The organism is Paraburkholderia sp. (assembly GCF_050742655.1).
GTDB lineage: Bacteria > Pseudomonadota > Gammaproteobacteria > Burkholderiales > Burkholderiaceae > Paraburkholderia.
This window is the reverse complement of the sequence record NZ_JBOIGG010000034.1, coordinates 12,552-34,568: the sequence shown is the minus strand read 5'-3', so window position 1 is coordinate 34,568 and position 22,017 is coordinate 12,552. Positions and strand designations below refer to the sequence as shown.

The 22,017-nt window shown below is 60.7% G+C and carries 24 protein-coding genes; 11 read left to right on the top strand and 13 right to left on the bottom strand.

Features of this window, described 5'->3' with window-relative positions; genetic code table 11:
- Positions 1 to 78: 78 nt before the first annotated feature.
- Positions 79 to 456, top strand: a complete 378-nt coding sequence (locus tag ACREXZ_RS29540) for an HNH endonuclease (RefSeq protein ID WP_431767676.1) — start codon at positions 79 to 81, stop codon at positions 454 to 456.
- 362 nt (positions 457 to 818) lie between these two features.
- On the opposite strand, the gene ACREXZ_RS29535 is transcribed toward ACREXZ_RS29540, so the two are convergent.
- The 11 genes from ACREXZ_RS29535 to ACREXZ_RS29485 form a co-directional block, all read right to left on the bottom strand.
- Positions 819 to 1,031 carry a twin transmembrane helix small protein gene (locus tag ACREXZ_RS29535; RefSeq protein WP_431767675.1) on the bottom strand — a complete coding sequence of 71 codons (213 nt, stop codon included), beginning with the start codon at positions 1,029 to 1,031 and terminating at the stop codon, positions 819 to 821.
- Between the two features lie 2 nt (positions 1,032 to 1,033).
- Positions 1,034 to 1,381, bottom strand: a complete 348-nt coding sequence (locus ACREXZ_RS29530; RefSeq protein ID WP_431767679.1) for a hypothetical protein — start codon at positions 1,379 to 1,381, stop codon at positions 1,034 to 1,036.
- Positions 1,382 to 1,460: 79 nt separating this feature from the next.
- Positions 1,461 to 1,928, bottom strand: a complete 468-nt coding sequence (locus tag ACREXZ_RS29525; protein WP_431767674.1) for a hypothetical protein — start codon at positions 1,926 to 1,928, stop codon at positions 1,461 to 1,463.
- Positions 1,929 to 2,008: 80 nt separating this feature from the next.
- Complete coding sequence (locus ACREXZ_RS29520; protein ID WP_431767673.1) at positions 2,009 to 2,539, bottom strand: NADH-quinone oxidoreductase subunit B family protein; 531 nt, start codon at positions 2,537 to 2,539, stop codon at positions 2,009 to 2,011.
- Entirely contained in the window at positions 2,539 to 4,101 is a 1,563-nt protein-coding gene (locus ACREXZ_RS29515) for an NADH-quinone oxidoreductase subunit C (protein ID WP_431767672.1), read from the bottom strand. Before ACREXZ_RS29515 ends, ACREXZ_RS29520 begins: the two co-directional genes overlap by 1 nt.
- 3 nt (positions 4,102 to 4,104) lie before the next feature.
- Positions 4,105 to 5,565, bottom strand: a complete 1,461-nt coding sequence (locus ACREXZ_RS29510) for a hydrogenase 4 subunit F (RefSeq protein WP_431767671.1) — start codon at positions 5,563 to 5,565, stop codon at positions 4,105 to 4,107.
- Positions 5,558 to 6,217, bottom strand: a complete 660-nt coding sequence (locus ACREXZ_RS29505; RefSeq protein WP_431767670.1) for a formate hydrogenlyase — start codon at positions 6,215 to 6,217, stop codon at positions 5,558 to 5,560. The genes ACREXZ_RS29510 and ACREXZ_RS29505 overlap by 8 nt, the downstream gene beginning before the upstream one ends.
- Entirely contained in the window at positions 6,218 to 7,168 is a 951-nt protein-coding gene (locus tag ACREXZ_RS29500; protein WP_431767669.1) for a respiratory chain complex I subunit 1 family protein, read from the bottom strand.
- Complete coding sequence (gene hyfB, locus ACREXZ_RS29495; RefSeq protein ID WP_431767668.1) at positions 7,165 to 9,174, bottom strand: hydrogenase 4 subunit B; 2,010 nt, start codon at positions 9,172 to 9,174, stop codon at positions 7,165 to 7,167. The genes ACREXZ_RS29500 and hyfB overlap by 4 nt, the downstream gene beginning before the upstream one ends.
- Positions 9,175 to 9,194: 20 nt before the next feature.
- Positions 9,195 to 9,881, bottom strand: coding sequence for a spermidine synthase (locus ACREXZ_RS29490; RefSeq protein ID WP_431767667.1), 687 nt, complete (start codon positions 9,879 to 9,881; stop codon positions 9,195 to 9,197).
- Between the two features lie 165 nt (positions 9,882 to 10,046).
- Entirely contained in the window at positions 10,047 to 10,493 is a 447-nt protein-coding gene (locus ACREXZ_RS29485) for a CZB domain-containing protein (RefSeq protein ID WP_431767666.1), read from the bottom strand.
- A gap of 381 nt (positions 10,494 to 10,874) precedes the next feature.
- Between ACREXZ_RS29485 and ACREXZ_RS29480 the strand changes: the two genes are divergently transcribed.
- The 6 genes from ACREXZ_RS29480 (at position 10,875) to ACREXZ_RS29455 (ending at position 14,289) form a co-directional block, all read left to right on the top strand.
- Positions 10,875 to 11,636: a YoaK family protein gene (locus ACREXZ_RS29480; RefSeq protein ID WP_431767665.1), complete on the top strand. Its 762-nt coding sequence runs from the start codon at positions 10,875 to 10,877 to the stop codon at positions 11,634 to 11,636.
- Positions 11,637 to 12,004: 368 nt separating this feature from the next.
- The gene (locus tag ACREXZ_RS29475; RefSeq protein WP_431767664.1) at positions 12,005 to 12,451 is read left to right on the top strand and encodes a hypothetical protein; all 447 of its coding nucleotides are present in this window, start codon (positions 12,005 to 12,007) and stop codon (positions 12,449 to 12,451) included.
- A gap of 60 nt (positions 12,452 to 12,511) precedes the next feature.
- Positions 12,512 to 12,775: an HPr family phosphocarrier protein gene (locus ACREXZ_RS29470; RefSeq protein WP_431767663.1), complete on the top strand. Its 264-nt coding sequence runs from the start codon at positions 12,512 to 12,514 to the stop codon at positions 12,773 to 12,775.
- A gap of 71 nt (positions 12,776 to 12,846) precedes the next feature.
- Complete coding sequence (locus ACREXZ_RS29465) at positions 12,847 to 13,614, top strand: fused MFS/spermidine synthase (protein ID WP_431767662.1); 768 nt, start codon at positions 12,847 to 12,849, stop codon at positions 13,612 to 13,614.
- Between the two features lie 81 nt (positions 13,615 to 13,695).
- Positions 13,696 to 13,923, top strand: a complete 228-nt coding sequence (locus ACREXZ_RS29460; protein WP_431767678.1) for a hypothetical protein — start codon at positions 13,696 to 13,698, stop codon at positions 13,921 to 13,923.
- 168 nt (positions 13,924 to 14,091) lie between these two features.
- On the top strand, positions 14,092 to 14,289 hold the full coding sequence (locus tag ACREXZ_RS29455; protein WP_431767661.1) for a CopG family transcriptional regulator: 198 nt from the start codon (positions 14,092 to 14,094) through the stop codon (positions 14,287 to 14,289).
- 361 nt (positions 14,290 to 14,650) lie between these two features.
- Here the strand turns inward: ACREXZ_RS29455 and ACREXZ_RS29450 are convergent, their stop codons facing one another.
- Entirely contained in the window at positions 14,651 to 15,478 is an 828-nt protein-coding gene (locus tag ACREXZ_RS29450) for a fused MFS/spermidine synthase (protein WP_431767660.1), read from the bottom strand.
- 531 nt (positions 15,479 to 16,009) lie between these two features.
- Here ACREXZ_RS29450 and ACREXZ_RS29445 point away from each other — a divergent pair.
- Positions 16,010 to 16,987, top strand: a complete 978-nt coding sequence (locus ACREXZ_RS29445) for a beta-ketoacyl-ACP synthase III (protein WP_431767659.1) — start codon at positions 16,010 to 16,012, stop codon at positions 16,985 to 16,987.
- A gap of 642 nt (positions 16,988 to 17,629) precedes the next feature.
- Here the strand turns inward: ACREXZ_RS29445 and ACREXZ_RS29440 are convergent.
- On the bottom strand, positions 17,630 to 18,436 hold the full coding sequence (locus ACREXZ_RS29440; RefSeq protein WP_431767658.1) for an aldolase/citrate lyase family protein: 807 nt from the start codon (positions 18,434 to 18,436) through the stop codon (positions 17,630 to 17,632).
- A 274-nt stretch (positions 18,437 to 18,710) separates the two neighbouring features.
- Here ACREXZ_RS29440 and ACREXZ_RS29435 point away from each other — a divergent pair, with 274 nt between their 5' ends.
- The 3 genes from ACREXZ_RS29435 to ACREXZ_RS29425 all read left to right on the top strand — a co-directional run bounded on the left by ACREXZ_RS29435 (position 18,711) and on the right by ACREXZ_RS29425 (position 22,017).
- On the top strand, positions 18,711 to 19,565 hold the full coding sequence (locus ACREXZ_RS29435; protein ID WP_431767657.1) for an IclR family transcriptional regulator: 855 nt from the start codon (positions 18,711 to 18,713) through the stop codon (positions 19,563 to 19,565).
- A 201-nt stretch (positions 19,566 to 19,766) separates the two neighbouring features.
- Complete coding sequence (locus ACREXZ_RS29430; RefSeq protein ID WP_431767656.1) at positions 19,767 to 20,747, top strand: MFS transporter; 981 nt, start codon at positions 19,767 to 19,769, stop codon at positions 20,745 to 20,747.
- Positions 20,731 to 22,017 carry a fumarylacetoacetate hydrolase family protein gene (locus tag ACREXZ_RS29425; protein ID WP_431767655.1) on the top strand — a complete coding sequence of 429 codons (1,287 nt, stop codon included), beginning with the start codon at positions 20,731 to 20,733 and terminating at the stop codon, positions 22,015 to 22,017. The genes ACREXZ_RS29430 and ACREXZ_RS29425 overlap by 17 nt, the downstream gene beginning before the upstream one ends.

Below are 22,017 nucleotides of genomic sequence, written 5' to 3'. Positions count from 1 at the left end.
ATCGTGTCCATGATCGATCATGGACACGATCTCACGTGATCTCCCCCTCACCATCGAGACTCTCATCATGCCTCACGCGTGCGCGAGATCGGCAACGGCCGTCGCGAGCCGCTTACGGTGCGGGAGCTTCTGATCGCTTCGCACATCAAGCCCTGGCGCGAGTCTGACAACGAGGAGCGGCTAGACGGAATGAACGGGTTGCTGCTCGCTACCCACGCCGATCGCCTGTTCGACCGATACCTCATGAGCTTCAGGGAGGTGCGAGGTGACTTCGTCTGCACGCTCCATGCGCGTGTGCGCGCGGACGCAAAGAAGCTCGGCGTGTTTGAGGGAATGCGGCTCGCAACCGGTCAACTCAGTCTCTGCGATGAGCCGCGCTTCAGGAAGTACATGGCGGGGCATTTTTCACGTCATCTGGAACTCCTCGCGCAGCACAAAACCACTGGACACACATAGCAAGCCGAACCTATACAACGGGTACCAATAGGTGCGACCGCAGCGTTCGACGAGCAGCTGCAATCCAACGAACTTGGGGGGCGAGCAAGGTAAGCGCAATTTCCTATCAGAAGCCCCGCGGTTATGGTGTTCCGTTCACTCATGCCCCAAGCGCTATAAGCGATCTGCTACTTGAGACCCCGTGAGCCAAACGCCAGATCGAACTGCCGGGCTCGCCGCACTTCGTCGCTATGCAGATAGGTCGACTTATCTGTCCATGTCTATATAAGGTGTCATCCCGTCTATCAAATTTCCCCTACCTCCACATACGTGACAGGCGCCGCCGGGACCGCGTTCGCAGGATTCTCGCGATGGACCGACCCTCACCGACCGATCGGGATGCCTGTCGGCTCGATCCACCCGAGCCGGTAAGCCAGAAGCAGACACAGGAATAACGTGATCGATACGCCGACACGCGCGGCGAGCGACCACACCATCCGCTTTGTTGTGCCGCGGTCGTGATTCATGAAATACAGCGCTGAAACCATGCTTCCGATGATCAGGACAAAGGCAACAGCAACGAAGATTTTCAGCATGATCAATGGTGTTCCAAAGGACGTATATCAGCTTGGACGAGTGTAGTCAGCTTCTCCCGCTCGACGGCAACACTTCCTGTCCCGGACGACGGCCAGTCGAGCGCCACGCCGTCCGCCAGTGACTCGCGAACAAGCGCCTGATAGTCCCAGCTACTTAGCCTCCCCGTCTTCAGCGCGGAAGCTATGTCATGTCTTAAGGCTGGCGGGAAGCTTGCATAGGCGCTCGACAATGCCACGTATTGCCTCGCGTCGATCTCAGTAGACGACGGAATCGACATCCAGATGACGACGCCAACGATGGCTGTCAGTGGTACCGCGGTATAGCTAAGGACAAACTTGATGGGTGTCATGAGAAACGGAGCGACGCGGACAAGCACAACGCGTTTGATAAAAAACGACTCTACGTCTGTGATCAGCCGCGGGATGGCCCTACCCACCGGCGCCCACATCCGTATGTCGACCACTGAATGCCCAGGCAAGCACGATGACCAGAAAGACCGCGCAGGAACTCCATTGCGTCATGATGGACGACCAGACCAATTCCGGATCGGTCGCGATGACGTGGTAGCCAGCAGAGGTCAACGTAGCGCCAGGCGCGAGCTGCTGTGCCCGTTCGGCGATCCACCACTTCGTTGAGAGCAGGATCGACGCCCAGCCGCTGCCGATCAGAACCCAGTCCATCAAGTTCATGTGGGATGATCGCGTCGGACCATCAGCGACATTCTGCGCGAATCGCCGAAGCGACACGCATTCGACGAGGCCGACCAGTATCACAAACCACGCCGGGTACCGGAGGCCAACCGCAATCAGAAAACAGAACAGCGTGAGAAGTTGCGGCCACGCCAGGCGCACTAGTGCCAGGCCAGTATTCCGGCGCTCACTGGATCGTTCTGGCATGGTGTCCGTCCTTGATGGTGCCCACTCCGGATGGTGGTTCGATTTGAGGCGGCATTGTTTTCATCCTGTTCGCGCGTTGTCTACTGATGCTCTGCGCCGTTGCCGCGCCGGATGCACGCACTACGGATGCCTCTCAGCAGGTCGACCGGACGCGGCGGGCACCCCGGGATCGTCACATCCACGGGCAGGAGCGTCGCAATTGGTCCGCACACCGCGTAACTGTCCTTGAAGATCCCGCCCGTGCATGCGCACTCGCCGGCCGCCACCACGAGTTTCGGATGTGGCGTCGCGTCATACGCATGCCGCACCGCCTCCCGCATGTTCAGCGCAAGCGGTCCCGTGATCAGCAGCATGTCTGCATGGCGTGGACTGGCAACAAATTTGATGCCGAGGCCTTCGAGGTTGTAGTAGGGATTGTTCAGCGCGTGAATTTCCAGTTCGCAGCCGTTGCAAGATCCGGCATCGATGTGACGGATGCAGAGTGCCCGCCCGAGAATGTCGAGGAGATCCTGCCGGATCTGCTGCGCTTCGGTGTGCCACGCATCGTCACCCGTCGGCGCAGGTTCGCCCGGAAAACCGGTTCGCGCATACTGTTTGATGAGTTGCCACATTATAGATCGTGTCCCGCGTAATTCAGGTTGAACGACTTGTTGATCAATGGAAAATCCGGAACGATGTTGCCGATGATTGCGTGTTCGAGCGCCGGCCAGTTCTGCCATGACGGATCATGGCAATGGCAGCGCGATACGGTTCCTTCCGCTCCCACTTCAAGCGCGACGAATACGTCACCGCGCCAGCCCTCGATCCAGCCTAACCCACGGCAGGGCGAATCATCATGTTCGATCCGCGTAATGACATCGCCGCCTGGCAGATCGTTCAGGAGGACCCGGATCAACCGGATGGACTCGTAGATTTCATTGAAGCGGACAGCGACCCGGGCCGCCACGTCACCCCGATCATCGCGGACCATCTGAACCTGAACCTCGTGGTATGGGGCGTAGGGGTGGTCCACCCGTACGTCGATTTGCCGACCGCTGGCTCGCCCGACCAGTCCGCACACACCGAAGTGTTCCGCCACCTTCGCGGAGAGTATGCCCGCGCCGGCGAAGCGATCCTGCAGCCCCGAGTGATCGTCGTAAATGCGATGCATAACACGAACCTGTGCGTCAACCTGGTCGCACTGAGTGAGCATCGCCGTGACGAGATGTACGTCAACCTCCGTTGCGACACCACCGGGCACAATGCGGTCCATCAGATAGCGATGCCCGAAGACCCGGTCGTTCAGCCGGAGCCAGTCTTCCTTGATGCGGGAGAATTGCGCAAGGCCATACCCGAATCCGGCATCGTTACCCAGTGCCCCAAGATCGCCCAGATGGTTGGCAATGCGCTCGCGTTCGAGCAGCAGCGCGCGTAGCCACCGCGCGCGTGGCGGAATGTGTACATCCAGTGCCCGTTCGACCGCCATGCAGTACGCCCATGAGAAAGCGACGGTCGTATCCCCGGCGATCCGTCCTGCCAGCCGATGTCCGAGCAGCAGGGGCGTCTGCTCGAACAGCCGTTCAATGCCCCTGTGTGCGTAACCCAGCCGTTCCTCGAGCCTCAGCACTTTTTCACCGACGACCGAAAAGCGGAAGTGTCCCGGTTCGATCACGCCTGCGTGGATAGGCCCGACGGCGATCTCGTGGACACCGTCTCCGGCGACCTGCACAAACGGATAGTCCTGCTCCCGGGACTCGAATCGTGTCGTTCCGGAGGACTGCTTTTGCAGCGGATGATAGTCGGCGGGCCAGTTGCCGTGATTCAGCCACGGCCGCGTATCCCCGGCGCCGATCGCACGCAGCCCAAGCAGATCCTGAACGGCCCGTTGCATACGCGTTGCGCAGGGAAAGACTGCCGATAAACCGGGATATTCGCCGCCGCCGTCGTGCCCCTTGTCAACCGGCAACTGAAGCCACAGGATGCCGTCTTCCAGCGCGTAGGCTGCGGAGATCGTGAATGCGCTCGCAGCCTCTTCGGCACCCCACAGGGAGATCAGCCGCCCGCCCGCCTCGCGCACCGTGCCGGCGGTGTGGGTCCACGTGGCGGAATCGGTTCGCGCCAGAAAAGCTGAAGACCTGCCGGCAAATGCAGACAGGCGGACCTGATCAGGAAACCCGAATGCCTCGATGCGCATGCGTCACCCCGCGATCATGGCCGCCGCCTGCCGATACCACGTCGCAAGATACGGCGGAATGTAGAGTCCCAGCATCAACCCGATGCCGAGATGGACGAACACCGGCAGCAACGCCGGTGGGTGTTCAAGCGCCCTGGCCGTTGTCTCGCCGAACACCATCCCCTGCACGCACACAAAGATGGCCGCAAACGCCACGGCAAGCGCCAGCAGCAGGAAGGGCGTCGCCCACGGGAGTTTGCTCATCGCGGTCGTCAGGATCAGGAACTCGCTCGCGAACACGCCGAATGGCGGCATACCCACGATCGCCAGCGCCCCGAGCATCATGCCCCACGCAACGGTTGGGTTCACGCGCAGCAAACCGCGGATGCCGTCGATCGCCTGGGTGCCCGCCTTCTGGGCGGCATGTCCAACGGTAAAGAAAATGGCCGACTTGACGAGTGAATGAACCGTCATGTGCAGCAGACCCGCAAAGGTCGCGGTGGGACCGCCAAGGCCGAAGGCGAACGTCATCAGGCCCATGTGCTCGATCGACGAATACGAAAAGAGCCGCTTGACGTCTTTCTGACGGAACAGCGAAAAGGTTGCGACCAGCACCGAGATCAGACCGAAGCCGACCAGCAGATGCCCCGGCAAGCCGTTCTGGAGCGCGCCATCGGCCAGCACCTTGCAGCGTAGCACCGCATAGAGCGCAACGTTCAGCAGCAGGCCAGAGAGTACGGCAGAAATGGGCGTGGGGCCTTCGGCATGCGCGTCGGGCAGCCAGTTGTGCATCGGTACGAGGCCGACCTTGGTGCCGTAGCCGATCAGCAGGAACACGAACGCGAGCGAGATGATGGTCGGGTCGAGACTGCCCTTGACCGCGTTCAGACTGGTCCAGAGCAGCGCATCGCTGCCAGCGAGCTCACGGCTCGCAGCGAGATAGAGCAGGATCGTGCCGAATAGCGCCTGCGCGATGCCGACGCCGCAGAGGATGAAGTACTTCCATGCGGCTTCGAGGCTCGCCGCCGTGCGATATACGCTGACCAGCAATACCGTCGCGAGCGTGGCGGCTTCCATGGCGACCCACAAAATGCCCATGTTGTTGGTAAGCAGCGCGAGCAGCATCGCAAAGATGAACAGCTGGTACATGCTGTGATACAGGCGCATGCGAGGGCCGGTCATCTTGCCGCGGTCGCGCTCGATCCGCATGTAGGGCCTTGAAAAGATGGAGGTGGTCCAGCCAACAAAGGCCGTCAGTGCGACCAGAAACACGTTGAGCGGATCGACGAAAAAAAGCTTGCCCAGTGCGAAGGCCGGTCCGTGTGCCACGGTTTGCGCGGCAAGCAGCATGGCGGCGACAAAGGTCAGGAAACTGAACCCGACGTTGAGATCCGCCGCGACATGGTGCTGGCCGGCGAGCGCAAGACAGCCGCCCGCCAGAAGCGGAATGCTGAAAACCAGCAGCAGTACCCAGGCCTCAGTCATCTTTGAGTTTTTCAAGGTGATGAATGTCCAGACTGTCGAACTGCTCACGGATCTGGAACATGAATACGCCAAGGATCAGAATCCCCACCAGCACGTCGAGTCCGACGCCGAGTTCCACGATCATCGGCATGCCGTTCGTCGCGGCCGCCGCGGCGAAGAAGAGCCCGTTTTCCATCGACAGGAAGCCGATCACCTGCGGTATCGCTTTCGCGCGCGTGATCATCATCATGAACGACAGCAGCACGCAGGCGAGCGCAATGCCGAGCGTGCCGCGCGCGACCGACGAGGCGAGCTGGCTGATCGGCGTGGCCACGTTGAACGCGATGATCACGAGCACGATGCCCACCAGCAGGGTCGCTGGAATATTGAGCAACGGCTCGACGTCCGTTTTCACGTTGAGCCGCTGGACCAGCCTGTAAAGGATCCACGGAATCAGCCCGACCTTGAGCACCAGGGTCAGTCCGGCGGAGATATAGAGGTGTATGTCGGCTGTGACGAATCCCAGGATCAGGTTGGCCGACACGAGTGTGAGGCCCTGCAGCGTGTAGAGGTGGATCAGGGACAGGATCCGGCGCTGGCTGAGCATGGCAAACGACAGCAGCAGCAGGATGGCAGCCAGAAAGTTGACGATCTGCGTCGCGTAGCCGTACATTCACGCCCCCAGCAGGAAGTGGACAAGCATCCCGATGACGGCCAGCAGAAAAGCTGTCGCGAGAAATTCAGGCACGCGGAAAATGCGCATCTTCGCGTTGCTCGTCTCGACGACCGCGAGCACCGCGCCACCCACGAGCAACTTGACGAACAGCGCCGGTATCGCGAGCAGCAGCGCCAGCGGATTGCCCGCCTCGGCAATCCCCCACGGGATGAACAGTGCAAGGCCGATGCAGGAGTACGCGAACAGTTTGAGGCTCGCGGCCCACTCCATCAGCGCGAGATGCCGCCCGGAATACTCGAGGATCAGCGCCTCGTGGATCATCGTCAGTTCAAGATGCGTGGTCGGGTTGTCGACCGGCAGACGCGCGTTCTCGGCGAGCGACACCATCGTGAACGCAATTCCCGCGAACGCGAGGCTCGGATAGATCACCAGCTCGCGATGGCTGAGCGTCGCGACGATGCTGGTCAGCAAGGTGGATCGCGTAATCAGTGACGCCGAAAAGAGCACCATCAGCAAGGCCGGCTCCGCAAGGAAGCCCACCAGCATTTCGCGGCGCGCGCCCAGCGTGCCGAACGCCGTGCCGATGTCCATCGCGGCCAGCGAGATCATCACGCGGGCCAGCGCGAAGAGGCCTACCAGGGCGATTGCATCGGCGGCCGGTGACAGTGGCAGGTCGGTAGAGAGTGTCGGCACGATCGCGCTGGCGAGCGTCATGCACGCCCAGACAACATAGGGTGCCCCGCGGAACAGGGGGCTGGCGTGGCTGGCGACAACCGACTCCTTGTTGAAGAGCTTGTGAAGCATCCTGTACGGCTGCCAGAGGCTCGGCGCGCGGCGGTTCTGCAACCGGGCGTGGCACATGTTGACCCAACCCGTCAGCAGGGGCGCTGCTGCCAGCGCGAGCACGATTTCAAGCCCCTGGGAGAGCAATCCGGAGAGTGTGATCATCGTCTGACCAGCATCAGCAGCACGATCAGCACGAGGAAGCTATGCATCAGATAGAGGGCGATGCGGCCGGTTTGCAGTAGCCCGGCCAGTGCCGCGACGCGCCTGACCAGCCGCTCGATCGGTTCATAGATCAGGGCCCAGGCACGATCCGTCACGGTCACGCTATACATAGGTTGCGTGTCAAATGGAGAGGGAAGTCGCCGTTCGATCCTGAACAGGGGCGCGAAGATTTCGCGGATCGGCTGGCCGAATCCTTCGGCCGTGTCCTGCATCCGTGCATTGATGAAGGGATAGCCACAGGCCCACGGTGCGGCTCGCCTCAGGCGCCCGTGGTAGAGCAGGCGGACCAGCAGCCACGCGAGCCCGCAACAGGCAAGGAAGAACAGCAGGAAAACCGCCGGCATGTAGCTGGCCCGCTCGACGCTGGTGGGTGCGAGCAGCAGCCAGCCATTCCTTGCCACCGCGGGTCCGATGCCTGCACCCACCAGCATCTGTGTCACGCGATCCAGAACGACCACGAACTGCACCGGTAACAGGCCGAGTAGCACGCATATCGCTGCCAGCCACACGAACCCGGTCCGTTCCCACGGGCTCGCGTCACGTGCTTCGCGAAGCTTCGTCTCGCGAGGCTGACCCAGAAAGACGATGCCGAAGAACTTGACCATCGTGTAACCCGCGAGCGCGGCTACCAGTGCGATCAGGGCGGCGACGAGCGGAACTACCATATTCAGGAAGGGGTCGGGTAAGCCCGGCGTGAACAGGAAGCTCTGCAGCAGCAGCCATTCGGAGACAAAACCGCTCAACGGCGGCAGGCCTGCACTGGCCAGCGCGCCTACGAGCGCCGCCCAGGCGGTCCAGGGCATGAAGCGGATCAGGCCGCCCAGGCGTCCGAGATTGCGCTCGCCCGTCGCGTGCAGCACTGAACCCGTTCCGAGGAACAGCAGGCTCTTGAACGTTGCATGGCTGGCGATCTGGTAGAGCAGCGCCGTCAACGACAACGCTGCCAGCGCGTTCATGCCGTACGCGCGAAACAGGATCGCCAGTCCCATGCTGACAAACATCAGGCCGATGTTGTCGATCGATGAGTACGCAAGCAGCCGCTTCATGTCCGTCTGGATGGCGCTGAACACGACCCCGAACAGGGCGGTAAATAGTCCGAGCATCAGCATCAGCACGCCCCACCATGCAATCTGCACATGCAGCAGGTCGAACACCGCGCGCAGCACGCCGTACAGGCCGGCTTTCAGGACGAAGCCGCTCATCAGGGCCGATACGGGCGACGGCGCAGCGGGATGCGCCTCGGGCAGCCATACGTGCAAAGGGAAGATGCCGGCCTTGGTGCCGAAGCCGAACAGCGCCAGCAGGAATGCGATGGATGCCCAGAACGCGTCCAGATGCTGCTGGCGCATGCTGGCGAACGTGTAGTCGCCGGTATTGGCCTGCAGCAGGCCAAAACACAGCAGCAATGCCAGCGCGCCGACGTGAGAGATCAGGAAGTAGAGCCAGGCGGCCCGGCGAATTTCGGCAATGCGGTGATTGGTCATCACGAGGAAGGTGGCCGACAGCGTCATCGTTTCCCACGCAACCATGAAGCAATAGGCGTCATCCGCCAGCAGCACCACCGCCATGCTTGCGAGACACACGTGATATTCGAAGCACAGCAATCCGGGTGGGGTGCCTTCGCCCTTGCGGAAATACCCGGCGGAGAACGCGCTCACCCCCGTGCTTACCACGCCGAGGACAGAGAGGAAATACGCGGACAGACCATCGAGCCGCAGATGGAACGGCAGACCGGGCAATCCCAGCGGCAGAATGACTTCCTGGGGACCTGCGAAAACACCCGTCAGACCCAGCCCGCACAGAAGCAGACCGAATACCGCGCCGGACGGAAACAGTCCATGCGCCACTACGCGTGTGCGATGCAGGTTCGCGAGTCCCAGGACTCCAACGACCAGCCAGCCCGCGACCACCATCAGCACGTAATGGACAACCAGCAAATGTTCCATCGATGGCGTCTCCGGTGCCGTCAGTCCTGCTGAACGGCCAGTGTGCCGGACGAAGGGTATCCCGAGACCGGCTCTACCCGGTGCTGACGTTCCATTTTTTTGACATACCGGCACAGGTCGAGACCCATCGCCGCCGTGATGGCTTCGGCGCGGTCATAGAGGTCGCGCCATCCCGGTACGGTCCCCTGCTTGACACCGATGGCAATCGTATTGCCTTCGCGTCGCGCCACGGTGCGGAACAGTTTTCCGTCGCACGCACGACGTATCCGGCTGAGGTAAGTGGCGAGCTGTGAGTCGCTGTTCAGCAGGTTGGCCACGAGGACGCCTCCGTCACGCAGCGCGGCATGGCAGCAGTCGTAAAAGGACTGGCTCGACAGGCTGGCAGGCAGGCCAAATGCGTCGAAACCGTCGAGCAGGATCACATCCGCGACACCGACCCTGTCCGGTAGATATTCCGCTGCATCGGCGTGCACGATCTGGAATCTTTCCGAATCAGGCGGAATGACAAACCACTCGCGTAACGCGATTACTCTCTCGTCGATTTCAACCGTGGTCACCCGTGCCAACGGGAACTTGTGAAAGCAGTATTTGGACAGTGATCCTCCGCCCAGTCCCACGATCAGGATATCCCTAGGATCGGAGTGGAAGAGCTGGAACGACATCATGGCCCGGGTATACGACAGATCGAGCTCGAGCGGATCACTCATGCGCATCGAGCTCTGTATGTCGAAGGTGTCGAAACACAGTGACCGCGTACGCAGCCCCTCGCGTATCACAGGCTCCCCGAAAATCTTGCCCCATCGCTCCGCCAGAGCATGTCTGAACTGATTGTGATCGGCCGACAAGTCAATGTTCTCCTGAAACTGCGAAGATCAGGTGCCGCGAACCGGATTCATGCAGCGACCGGGCTGTCGTGTCAACCTGAACGTCAATGGACCCTGCGATACAGACGTGCAAGCGGGCGATGGACCCAGGTCCGGGCACCTTTCGAACCGTGACACCGCGTGTGCGAGCGCGCGCGTCGCGCTATCGAACAGAGCGTCCGGCTCGAGCATGACAGCCGCTTCAGCGAGACGCCCTTGCGTGATGGAAATGGCGATCACCAGCGCGACGGTATGGAAGCTTGCGTGCGCCAGCTTCAGTTGCTGAAGCTCGGGAGCGTTGTCCCACCGGGCGCCATTTTCATGAATCCAGCGCCCGAGTGCACAGCACCGCTCGTTGGCGAACGCGGACGTGACGAGCCGCACACGCTTGTGCATCCCGTTACGCAACGAGGCGCCAGCTAACCGGTGCTCCTCAAGAGAGCCGTCAAACGGCATGACACTTCTCCTCAATACGGCGCGCCAGGCGATCGGCATCTGACGGTTGCCGGACTTTGCCCCGCCACCGCCACGAACCGCCCATGCATTGTTGCTTCCGAGTGCGCATACGGCATCCCTGCGCGTCACTGACCTCCTGGAGGTTTCTCCGGGAGCATCAAGTTACCAGATCATGATAATTTCGTTATCATCCTAGCAGAGTTATTGATCCGATTCCACGCGTGATGATCCGTCGTCATGCGCGGAGAACGTGCCGCGTTCGTTCGTGGCATTGCGGATATGGGCTTCAACCTGCACGTGAGGTACAAACCCTGCCTGCGGAGTCGGCGCCAGCTTTTGTCGAAGCGCGCCCGGACGGACCAACACACGAGTCGATACCTGATGCCCGCACACTATTTCCGGACCTTGACCGGAAAGGATCGCAGTACTGGAGCCGACAGGCAGCTTGGCTTCTCGCTCGCGTTTGTCGCTGGCGCAACCAACGCTGGCGGTTTCCTCGCGGTGAGGCAATACACGTCCCATATGAGTGGCGTGGTATCGGCAATTGCCGACCAGACAGCGCTGGGCGACCTCTCACTGGTCCTGGCGGGCGCCGGATCGCTGATTTCGTTCATGCTGGGTGCAGCCTGTTCCGCGGTGCTTGTCAACTGGGGGCGGAGGCGGAGGCTGAACAGTCAATACGCTTCGCCGCTGCTGATCGAAGCGCTTCTGCTCCTGTGTTTCGGGCTGCTCGGTAGCCATCTGGCGCTGTGGGAGGCCCTGTTCGTGCCCGCAACGGTCGTGCTGCTGTGCTTCATCATGGGGTTGCAGAACGCGATGATCACCAAGCTGTCGGGCGCGGAAATCCGTACCACCCACATGACCGGCATCGTGACAGATATCAGCATCGAGCTCGGCAAGCTTTTTTACTGGAATTCGTCCCGTGTCGACTTCGCAGAGCCGTTTGTGCTGGCGAATCGGACGAAGCTGAAAGTTCACGGGATGATGCTGGCCATGTTCTTCGTCGGTGGCGTGACAGGAGCGATAGGATTCAAGCACATTGGATACGCTTCGACGGTGCCTCTTGCGGGCGTGCTGATTGTGCTGGCCATCGTTCCTCTTATCGACGATCTGCGCGCGCAGGTCTATCGGCTTGATCGTTAGGCATCGGGTACAAGCCGCGCGGCAGAAGAGGGGTCCGGCCTGGTATGCGCCGTCAGCTCACTCGAAGCGAGTCACCTCGATTATTGCCGCCCACATGCTTCCGCACGCTGCGACTCCGGGGTCCGCTACTCATTGCAGCGCGACCCACAACCTCCAGGGTCGCTCACATGCGCGTGGCAGGGCCGGCAAACAGACCTGCTGGCGCCTCTCCAGAATGAGTCGAATCAAAACATGATAATGAAATTATCATTGACTTGGGTTGTTATGGTAATAATATGGCGGCTATGGGCAAGAATCCCGTTGATCATGTTGCACGCCGGGCGTGCGTGAAGCGAGGTGTATGCTCCGGCGCGTCAGGGAGGTCGAACGTGATCAATGCAAGTGTTCCGCTGCTGTCTCACGACTACACGCACCGGTATCTGAGGGACGTGATGGGTTACCGCGGACTGGTCGTCATCGGTGTGGGCAGGGCGGGCGAACGTGGATTCCAGATGCTGTACCGGTTTTCTGATATCTGCGACCGTCTGGAGGGATGCGGGGTCAATGTCATCTTCGTCTACCAGAAGGAATCGGCCCGGCATGTTCAGGACGCGACCTCGCTGTTCGGAGCTCGATACAGACAAAGGCCATGTCTGTTTCTTGACGACGATGGCCAGTTCTTTGTCGGTCCACCACATCCGAAATCGCTTCGCGCGGTGTATCTGGATCGGGATCTACGGTGGCTCAACACGGCCGAAATTGCGCTGCGGGACGAAATGTGGGACCCGTTGCTGCGTGCTTTCTTTGCCCAGGTCGTTGCGAGCGCGATGCACTGAGTGCGACTACCCAGGGCCATGGAGCCCGGTGTCACTGGTTACGTACAAAGGGAAGTCAGATTGGTCGAGGCATTGATTCAGGTTGGCGGGCGATGGGGTTTAAACGGGCACGAGTCGGCAAGGCTTGCGGTTAGTGCTGCGCGTTTTGCGAGTGACATCGTCTGTATGGCGAACGGTCGGTCGGTCAACGCCAAGAACGTCATGTCGGTCATGTCCCTTCGGGCCAGTCCTGGTACGCCCATGCGCATTCTGGCGACAGGCCCCGACGAAATCGCTGCGATTGAAGCGCTTTCGGCCATCCTGCGTACGCAGGAATCCTGTTGACCGGCCGAGGCGAAAGACAGCGCGCGCGCCTGCCGATCGCCCCCCGCACCGACCCGCTCTCGATCACATACATGAAAAGAACGAAGAAAGCCTGCAAGCCGCTGGTCATCGAGAATGATCAGGTGGTTTCCCTGTACTTTGATGCGCGCGGGGTACAAAGCACGATGTTGAGGCGCGATCCCTATGCCCTTGCACTGGGTTACACGCGGACCATGATGGGTTTCCTGCTGTTCCAGCCATTCCCGCGACGCATTTCGATGATCGGTCTGGGTGGCGGGTCGCTGGCGAAGTACTGTTACCGCCATTTGCCGGACACCGCCATTACCGCGATCGAAATCAATCCGGAGGTAATCGCGTTGCGTAACCAGTTTTACGTACCGCGCGACGATGATCGCTTCAGGGTGGTTTGTGCGGATGGTGCGCAATACGTCACCGCTCCAGATTACCGGCCCGACGTGCTGCTGGTCGACGGTTTCAACGCCGATGGTCTGCCCGCCGAGCTGGGTAGCCGGACGTTCTACGAAGCCTGTCGTCGCCGGTTAAGTGATGACGGCGTGCTGGTGGCCAATCTGGTGACGGACGAACCGGGCTTCCATCGCTACCTGCGCGCGCTGAGGGAGGTCTTCGCCAACGCGGTGACTCTGGCGCCATCGGAAGGCAGCGAGCACAACGTCACGGTTTTTGCCTGGAAAGGAACGGAAGAGCTTCCGTCCTTCACGACGATGCTCGACCGGGCGCGCGAACTCGGGCCTCGACACGCGGTGAATCTTCATGCGACGGCCACCCGGATTGAGTACGGCAAGCGGTTTAACTGGAATCGCTATGGGCAGGCGTGTTGAGACGTCTTCGTCTGCGATGCGTCAACCACGACACCAGAGCGATCCCGCATTTTTGAACAGACGCACGATCGAGGAAACATGATGACAGCAGGAAGCGATAACGAAAGCAGCACCTTGACCCATGCAGCCATCTGGGCGCTTGAGCGTCTGGCTGGACAGCGGTATGGGCGCGACGCGCCCGCCCTGAACTGGTCGGTCGCGCAGGAACTGCGTAGCGCGGGACTTGTCTCGGTCCCAGCGAACGGGCGGGGTGCCGTGTCGATTACCCCGGCTGGCCAGAACTACCTGCGTGCCAGGGCGGTACGCTAGCGCCGGGCAGCCGCCTGACGCCCGAAATGCTTCTCAGCCTCTCATGGGCTGCGCTTGGGGAGCGATTCAGGAATTGACGGCGCGTTGTGCGCCTGTGGCGTCACGCTGATGACCCGGTTCGTGCGATGTATTATAATCCGATTAACATATCTGGATGTCGCTCCCACCATGGAAACGAAAAGCGCCCGACTCACGATTCTGATCGACCCTGTGAAGAAGGAGGCGTTCGAGCAGCTGTGCGCAGCGCAGGATCTGACGCCCTCACAGGTGGTGCGACAGCTGGTTCGCGGATACCTTGAGCAGCACGGTGTCACCTACCGGACGAAGAACGTCATCGGCGCGCGTCCTCGTCGAAAAACTGCGTGACCTATAGCTGTTTCAGGTCAGTGATGTGATCCCGCGCGCGCGGCGTCGTCGCCCGCCCACTGCCGGAATGTAGCCGGATTCTTGCTCTTCCAGGTTGCATCCTTTGCTGTGCGGCACAGCCCTGGCATGCCGCGTGCACCCGATGCTGCCAGCGCAACTTTGCTTCCGGCACGTCCACGGCGCAATGAGTGCGCTGCTCACTCGTCAACGCCCCCCGGAGGATGTTCCCAGTAGTGCCTGGCGGATCGTCCGATTCCTCACGGGACTCGCACCAGGCCATATAGCGCCTCTCCGCCCGCGTCCCCATGTCTGCGGCCGCGCGTGCAGCGCTTCCGATCCGGTTGCACAGACCTGGTGTCACTCAGTCGTTTCGGCAACCAGCCGGTTTCTGCCCGGATGCCCAATCCGAAGCGAGCTTCGCACCCTGCTTCAGGCGACGCGCGGCTGCGCGCAGGTTCAGGGGATGTGTCGTTGTCAGGTCGCTTGCGCGCGCGAGCAGCGTATCCCGGGAGGGAAGCCCTGGTGCACCCTTCCAGGCAAACAGCGTGTAGTTGCAACTGTCCTCGGCCATGAAAATGGAAAGCGATTTCTCGAACACTGATCGCACCTCTTCCAGGTAGTATGGAATATGAGGATCGTCGGCGACGAAGTTGGCGACCAGTATTCCATCGTCTGCAAGCCGCGCACGGCAAGCCGAGTAAAAAGCGGCGTTACCTAGTTGCGCAGGCATACCGTGAGCCAGAAAGCCGTCCACCAGAATCACGTCCGGGCGCGCATCGTGACCTTTGACGTATTCCGCCCCATCCGCACAGACCACTTCGAATCGCTCGCTATCAGGTGGAATATGAAATGCGTCACGCAGCGCGATTACGGCCGGGTCAATTTCGACAACGACAACTTTGGTATCCGGGAGATGTCGGTAGCAGTACTTCGCAAGCGACCCACCGCCCAGGCCGATCATGGAGATTCGGACGGGCGCCGACCGCAGCAGCAGAAACCCCATCATGGTCCGTGTGTAACCCAGCACCAGCTTGTCGGGGTCAAGCCGCGACATGAAACTCTGCGTAGCCAGCAGATCGAAGTGCAGCGAAAGACCATGCTGGGTTTCCAGCACTACCGGCACACCATTTGCCGATGGTCCGGCGAGAAAATTCATATAGGCGTCGAAGGACGCGCGCGAGTGGTCCATGCATCTGCCTGGAGGACGTTCCTGTTTCGTTCTTCTACTCGCCGGCCGCACGGCGAAATTCTTTTCGACGACGCCTTCGCACCTGATCGCCGTTCCTCACACACCCCGGTTCCAGCCCGCACGAACGGGCTGGCAGATCATGTCGTTGGGAACATTGACCTGTGACAGGACGGCTACCCTTCGGGTCACGCATCGCCCCGACGGAGAGGCGGCGGACGATGTGAATTATATTATCATATGATGCGCTTTTGACCCGCCTGACATCCAGAGGTGTCCCGTCACCGCGTTGATTGACAAAGAGAATAGGGAAACCTTTGGAGCGCACCTCATCGATTTGTGCCTGTAGCGGCCTCGCCCATCCGCAATCGGCCAGAAGACATCTGGATATGTGCCGGATCAGTCACGAAACCGGCAGCGCAAGTTACGGCGAAAACGGCTGCTCACCGCCCTTGGCGGAGCTTATACAGGGGGCGCGCTCAGGATCTTCCTGGCGCCGGCGAGCCTCCCCTCACATTCTGATCGGGGTTAATCATGTCATTCGCACGTATTGCCGGAACAGGTAGTTTTCTGCCCCCGAACGTTATTTCGAACGCGGATCTGGTGTCCCGACTTGCCAGTAAGGGCATCGAAACGAGTGATGACTGGATCTTTTCGCGCAGCGGCATCCAGTCCCGACGGTTTGCTGACGGACAGACGCAAACGAGTGATCTCGCCGCAGCGGCCGCGTCTCGCGCCCTGTCTGCAGCAGAAATCGGCGCGGATGCCATCGACCTGATTGTTGTAGCCACCACGACACCTGATGCGGTCTTTCCGGCTACCGCCTGCCTCGTCCAGCGGAAACTCGGAATACGAAACGGCTGTGCGGCTTTCGACATTCAGGCGGTCTGCGGTGGCTTCATCTATGCCCTCACGGTTGCAGACGCATTGATACGGGCCACGTCCGTCAAGACGGCACTCGTCATCGGAGCGGAGACTTTTTCGAGACTCCTTGATTTCGAGGATCGCAGTTCCTGCGTCCTGTTTGGCGATGGGGCGGGCGCCGTGATTCTGAGATCGTCCGAGGAACCGGGGATACTCGGGGCGGCTTTGCATGCTGACGGACAGCACGCGGAAATCCTCAAGGTGTCCGGCAGGATTGCGGATGGAGGTGTGCTGGGCGACCCGTTTGTACGTATGGATGGGCCGGCCGTGTTCAAACTGGCGGTCGGTGCGCTCGAGGCGGTGAGCCAGGAGGTCGGAGCGCAGTGCGGGCTGGAGATGTCAGACTTTAAGTGGGTGGTGCCCCATCAGGCGAACATCCGGATCATGGAAGCCACGGCGCGCAAACTGGGCATCCCTGCGGATCGCGTGGTCTCCACCATCCGTGAGCATGGCAACACGTCTGCTGCTTCCATCCCCATCGCCCTGGATCAGGCTTGTCGGGACGGCCGGATCCGTCGCGGTGACAAGGTGTTGATGCATGCCGTAGGTGCTGGCGTAACATGGGGTGCCCTGGCAATGCAGGCCTAGCGATGCCGTTTGTGAGCGTCTGGCCGGCCAGTATCATTATTTCGAAACGGATAGCTCGCCTGGCGATGATAGGGAGCAACATGCCATACACGCTGATCCTGCGGAGTACAAGACATCGGCGATCGTGCCTCTTGCCTCAATTTCCACGCCGAGCTACGCAGCATCAGCCATCATCATGCACCGGAACGGTAAGCGCGAAACATTCGGCGTTCTCGATCATTTCGCACTCGCGAGGAGGTATGCACGTTTGCCGTTGAATAGGCTAAAGCACATATGGACGGTCGCTGACACCCGAGGCCGCCGTTTTCCTTTCGGCAAGTCGCCACCGATCGTTTCCGCTCAATCTACTTGATGTCTGGCAGACTGCAGCGGAACTCGGTTCGCCACACCACCTGACTCAGTCAGGTAAGTGAGTATCGAAAGTAATCCGAAGATATCTGCTGCCCAGAAAACCAAAGGAGCGCTCTGGGTCGTGTGTCGCCGATCGGCGACAGGCAGAGGTCGGCCATAAACGGCCTTTGATGGGAATATTGTTAACGACCGCTCCTGACACAAAGCGGCCGTTATCAAGTTGACTTCGAATCAATACTCCGAATGCAGGCGTTCGCACACCATGCAGCTCGCGGTAGCGCCGGATGACAACTAGTATCCGCCGGTTCCGCTCTTCTCCTTTACGTCGACATTACCGCTGTAACTCGTCAGTAGTTTGTGCGCCGCCATGCTAAGGAGGCTAACGTCCGTGCCTACAGCGACGAACGTTGCGCCGGCTGCCAGATACTCCCTCGCATAGGCCTCGTCAGGCGCGAGCACGCCAGCCGCCTTGCCGGCTCGCCTGACCACATCGATGCCGTTACGAATCGCCTCTCGGACCGGTTCGGCACCTCCTTTACCTAACAGTCCCATAGAAGCACTCAGGTCTGCTGGACCGAAAAACACACCGTCAACGCCTTCAACGTCCGCGATCGCGGCGAGATGACTCAGCCCAGTGATCGTCTCTACCTGAACCAGCACGCAAAGTTCATCCCCAGCATGTTCCAGATAGCCAGGAACGCGATTCCAGCGCGACGCCCGAGCAAGCGCCGCCCCCACGCCACGCACGCCGAGTGGCGGGTACCGTGTCGCTGCAACAGCCTCGCGTGCCTGCTCGACCGTATCGATCATCGGCAACAGCAAGGTCTGCGCTCCAATGTCCAGCATCTGCTTGATGATGGCCGTGTCGCTGCGCACTGGACGCACTACGGGATGAGAGCGATACGGTGCCACCGCCTGCAACTGCGCGAGTGTGCTCCGCAGATCGTTGGGTGCGTGCTCGTTGTCGACCAGAAGCCAATCGAAGCCCACTGCCGCTAGCGATTCCGTGACATATGGGTCGGCAAATGCTGCCCAAAGACCAAATTGCGGTGTGCCTTCTGAAAGGGCGCGTTTAAAAGTATTCGTTGGGAGATTCATGCTCATCCTCGTAAACCAGACGTGTGAGCGACCGACGCGTTCCAGGCGCAAAACAGAGCGCGAACGGCGTGGACGTACTAGCCTGATTATCTTGTGTTCGCCCCCCGGTGAGCGCGACACGAGCCTTGCCAAGAACTTTTCCGCACGATAATGTCCAGCCAGCGGAAATTTTTCTGATATGTCCGGCAGCATGCGAAGCCTGCCTCGCGAGATGCCGGGTTCGAGGGCAAAGCATCGCCGTCGTGCGACTGCCATCACCAGACGGACACGAATCTTGAAGCGACCATCGCGCCAAACCACCAACAACGACGCCCCCTCCGTCAACGCAAAGACAACGGATGAAGAGCCTGGCAGCGTGCGCGTGATTTCCCGCGCGTTCCAGGTGTTACGCATCCTCGCGCTAGGCGGTGAGCACGGTGTACGACTCACCGAAGTCGTCGCCTATTCGGGGCTGAGCCATCCCACTGTGCATCGTATTTTGCAGACGTTGATTGCCGAGGGCGTCGGCGAACAGGACCCCGCTACACGGCGTTATCGCGTAGGGCCAGAAATCAGCCTGCTGGGGTTGAGCCGGCCCGCGCATTTTCCAGTGCGCACCGCGGCCGATCCCTATCTCACGGAGTTGGCGAATGAACTGGGCGACACGACATTCCTCACGATTCGCGCGGGCTGGGATTCGGTGGCCATCGATCGAAAGACCGGCTCGTATCCGATCAAAGTTCTTGCCATCGACGTTGGCATGCGGCGTCCGCTCGGCGTCAGCATTGCAGGCGTGATGCTACTTGCGACGCTGCAGCCCGAGGAGGCGGACCACATCTGCAGTATGAATGCGGGGCGGTTGCCTGCCGAGGCGCCGACCATGGAAACAATCCGCGCGCGGATCGATGCCGCGCGGCGCAACGGCTATGCGTACTCAGGCGACGGCGTCCTGAAGGGTACCCGGGCACTGTCCATCCCAGTGCTCGATGCAGACGGTGAAGCGATCGCCGTCATCGCCGTCGCGGCGATGGCCGAGCGGCTCGCCGAGCCGGAATTACCGCGCATCGTCAAAGCCATGCGCAGCAAGGCCGCGTTCATCACGAAGCGTTTGACGGAGATGCAACGCCCGGCTCGCTCCCGCTCACGCTGACGAACGACGGACGGCTGATCGTCCGCGCTTCGGCGCAAAAAAATCCACAGAGTGGACATTCAAGCGGTTTCGCTGTGGCTCACGATTCCCCTCCATGGAATCATGAAGTCACATTGATTGACGCAAGCAAAGTTGAAGCGTGACAAGCCGCCGCAAGGGTGGCCGATCGCGACATTCACGGCTGCGTCGGAGGAGACCCGCATGAATGACACCGCCACCGCCACCGCCTTGTACGCGCCCGCGCAACGGCTGGCCATCATCGTGTCCTGCATGCTGGGCTTCGCACTCGATCTATACGACGTGCTGATCATGCCGTACCTTATGCCGTCGATCCAGCGTTCGATGCACATCGAACTTGGCGAAGTCGCCAGCATCACCACTATGACGCTCATCGGGTCGGTTATCGGCGGCGGCGCGTTCGGTTGGCTCGGTGACCGGATCGGTCGCAAATCTGCACTGCAATGGACTCTGGTCGTCTTCGCGCTCGCCTCGGTCGGTTCCGCGTTTGCATGGAATTTCCTTTCCCTTGTCGTCCTGCGACTGATCGTCGGAATCGGGCTGGGAGGCGAATGGGGAGCGGGCATGGTGCTCTTCAACGGAACATGGAACCCGCAACGGCGCGGCCTGGACACGGCGCTCATCCAGGGTTCGGCGACGATCGCGGCAGCGGGCGCGTCGGTAGTGGGGCTCTGGGCAGTCGGCACTTTCAGCGTCGACTGGGGGTGGCGTATCGGTCTGCTAACCGGCGGAGCACCGGTCATTCTTGCCGTGCTGATCCGATTCTGTATGCCTGAGTCGCGTGCATGGCAGCAATACGATCGCACGCGACGGGCTGGCTTGTCGGAGCCACGCGGCAACACTTTCGCTGGCATGTTCAGCGGCCGCCTGCGCTTCATCTCGATTGCTGCTGCGCTATGGCTCACAGCCTACATGTTCTGCTACTACGCAATCGTCATATTCGTGCCGAGCCTGATGCTAAAGGTACTCGACACTCCAGTCGACGTGGTGCGGACGGCGACCGTGACGGCGGTATTTGTCGGCAGCATTAGCTACATCGCAATGGGTTGGCTCAACGACCGGCTGGGCCGCCGCGTCGGCGCCATCGTGCCAGATGTGTGCTGGCTGATCGCTCTCGGCATTCTGTTCGTTGCGCCCGATGCGCGTTATGCCGGTTCATATTGAAGTGGCCGATCTTCTGGCTGCCGATCGTCTTTGCAATGGGCAGCAGCGCACTCGGCGTGGTCGGCGCATGGCTTTCCGAACTGTATCCGATCGAAGTGCGTGCTACTGCGGTATCGACCATCTATATGTTCGGCCGCGCTGCTGGCAGTTTGGCGCCGATTCTCGTGCCAGTGGCTTCCACCTTTTTCAATCACAGCCTGCCGCGCGGAATGCTGATCGCGCTGCCGGCAGCCACCGTCTTCCTCATCTTGTCTTTCGCGTTGCCCGAGACGCGCGGACGCCGTCTCACGGCCGGCGCAGAGGCAGCGGCGTCGAACAGCAAGCCGATCGCGAACGACGGGTCGCTTTCGCATATCGGCCATCGTCATTAGAACGGGTTATTTATTTCTTCGACTCTCAGGAACTGGTTATGAAACTGCTTCGCTTCACCTTGCGCACCGGCGACGCCATGCCTCGTATCGGCGTGCTGCTCGACGACGGCATCGCTGAACTGAAGGGCGTCTCGACGCTCGACGCGCTGCTTGCCGCGCCGGATGCGCTTGCGCTCGCACGTCGCGAAATCGATGCAGCCGAGGCAGCGCATCTGTCGCTCGACAATGTTCAACTGCTCACGCCGCTCACTGCGCCGGAAAAGATCTGGTGCATTGGCGTGAACTACAAAGAGCGTAACGAGGAGTACAAAGACAACTCCGACTTGCCGCGTTATCCGAGTCTTTTCGTGCGTAACGTCGGCTCCTTTGTCGGTCACGACCAACCGCTGATTCGCCCGCGCGTATCTGAACAACTCGATTACGAAGGCGAACTCGTCCTGGTGATCGGCAAGGCAGGGCGACATATTCCGCGTGAGCGCGCGTTCGAGCACATTGCAGGCATGACGCTCGCCAACGAAGGTTCGGTGCGCGACTGGCTCAAGCACGGCAAATTCAACGTCACGCAGGGCAAGAACTTCGACTCCTCGGGCAGTCTCGGCCCGTGGATCGTGACCGCCGACGAATGCGATCCGCGCGCCGAACACGCCATTCGCACGCGCGTGAATGGCGAACTGCGCCAGGAAGATACCACCGCGCGCCTGATGTTCCCGTTCGATGCGTTGATCGAATATCTCAGCACGTTTGCGACGCTCAAGCCAGGCGACATGATTCTGACGGGCACGCCGACCGGTACCGGATGGCGCCAGAATCCGCCGGCCTGGCTCGCGCCGGGCGACATCGTGGAAATCGAGTCGCAAACCATCGGTACGCTGCGCAACGGCATTGCCCAGGAGGCCTGA

Excerpts from the sequence above, each read along its gene's own strand:
- ACREXZ_RS29450 (WP_431767660.1), bottom strand. The coding sequence starts at position 15,478 with ATGGACCACTCGCGCGCGTCCTTCGACGCCTATATGAATTTTCTCGCC.
- ACREXZ_RS29425 (WP_431767655.1), top strand. The coding sequence starts at position 20,731 with ATGCCGGTTCATATTGAAGTGGCCGATCTTCTGGCTGCCGATCGTCTT.
- ACREXZ_RS29430 (WP_431767656.1), top strand. The coding sequence starts at position 19,767 with ATGAATGACACCGCCACCGCCACCGCCTTGTACGCGCCCGCGCAACGG.
- hyfB (WP_431767668.1), bottom strand. The coding sequence starts at position 9,174 with ATGGAACATTTGCTGGTTGTCCATTACGTGCTGATGGTGGTCGCGGGC.
- ACREXZ_RS29525 (WP_431767674.1), bottom strand. The coding sequence starts at position 1,928 with ATGCCAGAACGATCCAGTGAGCGCCGGAATACTGGCCTGGCACTAGTG.
- ACREXZ_RS29500 (WP_431767669.1), bottom strand. The coding sequence starts at position 7,168 with ATGATCACACTCTCCGGATTGCTCTCCCAGGGGCTTGAAATCGTGCTC.
- ACREXZ_RS29440 (WP_431767658.1), bottom strand. The coding sequence starts at position 18,436 with ATGAATCTCCCAACGAATACTTTTAAACGCGCCCTTTCAGAAGGCACA.
- ACREXZ_RS29490 (WP_431767667.1), bottom strand. The coding sequence starts at position 9,881 with ATGAGTGATCCGCTCGAGCTCGATCTGTCGTATACCCGGGCCATGATG.
- ACREXZ_RS29485 (WP_431767666.1), bottom strand. The coding sequence starts at position 10,493 with ATGCCGTTTGACGGCTCTCTTGAGGAGCACCGGTTAGCTGGCGCCTCG.
- ACREXZ_RS29465 (WP_431767662.1), top strand. The coding sequence starts at position 12,847 with ATGAAAAGAACGAAGAAAGCCTGCAAGCCGCTGGTCATCGAGAATGAT.
- ACREXZ_RS29510 (WP_431767671.1), bottom strand. The coding sequence starts at position 5,565 with ATGACTGAGGCCTGGGTACTGCTGCTGGTTTTCAGCATTCCGCTTCTG.
- ACREXZ_RS29505 (WP_431767670.1), bottom strand. The coding sequence starts at position 6,217 with ATGTACGGCTACGCGACGCAGATCGTCAACTTTCTGGCTGCCATCCTG.
- ACREXZ_RS29520 (WP_431767673.1), bottom strand. The coding sequence starts at position 2,539 with ATGTGGCAACTCATCAAACAGTATGCGCGAACCGGTTTTCCGGGCGAA.
- ACREXZ_RS29480 (WP_431767665.1), top strand. The coding sequence starts at position 10,875 with ATGCCCGCACACTATTTCCGGACCTTGACCGGAAAGGATCGCAGTACT.
- ACREXZ_RS29460 (WP_431767678.1), top strand. The coding sequence starts at position 13,696 with ATGACAGCAGGAAGCGATAACGAAAGCAGCACCTTGACCCATGCAGCC.
- ACREXZ_RS29535 (WP_431767675.1), bottom strand. The coding sequence starts at position 1,031 with ATGCTGAAAATCTTCGTTGCTGTTGCCTTTGTCCTGATCATCGGAAGC.
- ACREXZ_RS29515 (WP_431767672.1), bottom strand. The coding sequence starts at position 4,101 with ATGCGCATCGAGGCATTCGGGTTTCCTGATCAGGTCCGCCTGTCTGCA.
- ACREXZ_RS29455 (WP_431767661.1), top strand. The coding sequence starts at position 14,092 with ATGGAAACGAAAAGCGCCCGACTCACGATTCTGATCGACCCTGTGAAG.
- ACREXZ_RS29530 (WP_431767679.1), bottom strand. The coding sequence starts at position 1,381 with ATGACACCCATCAAGTTTGTCCTTAGCTATACCGCGGTACCACTGACA.
- ACREXZ_RS29445 (WP_431767659.1), top strand. The coding sequence starts at position 16,010 with ATGTCATTCGCACGTATTGCCGGAACAGGTAGTTTTCTGCCCCCGAAC.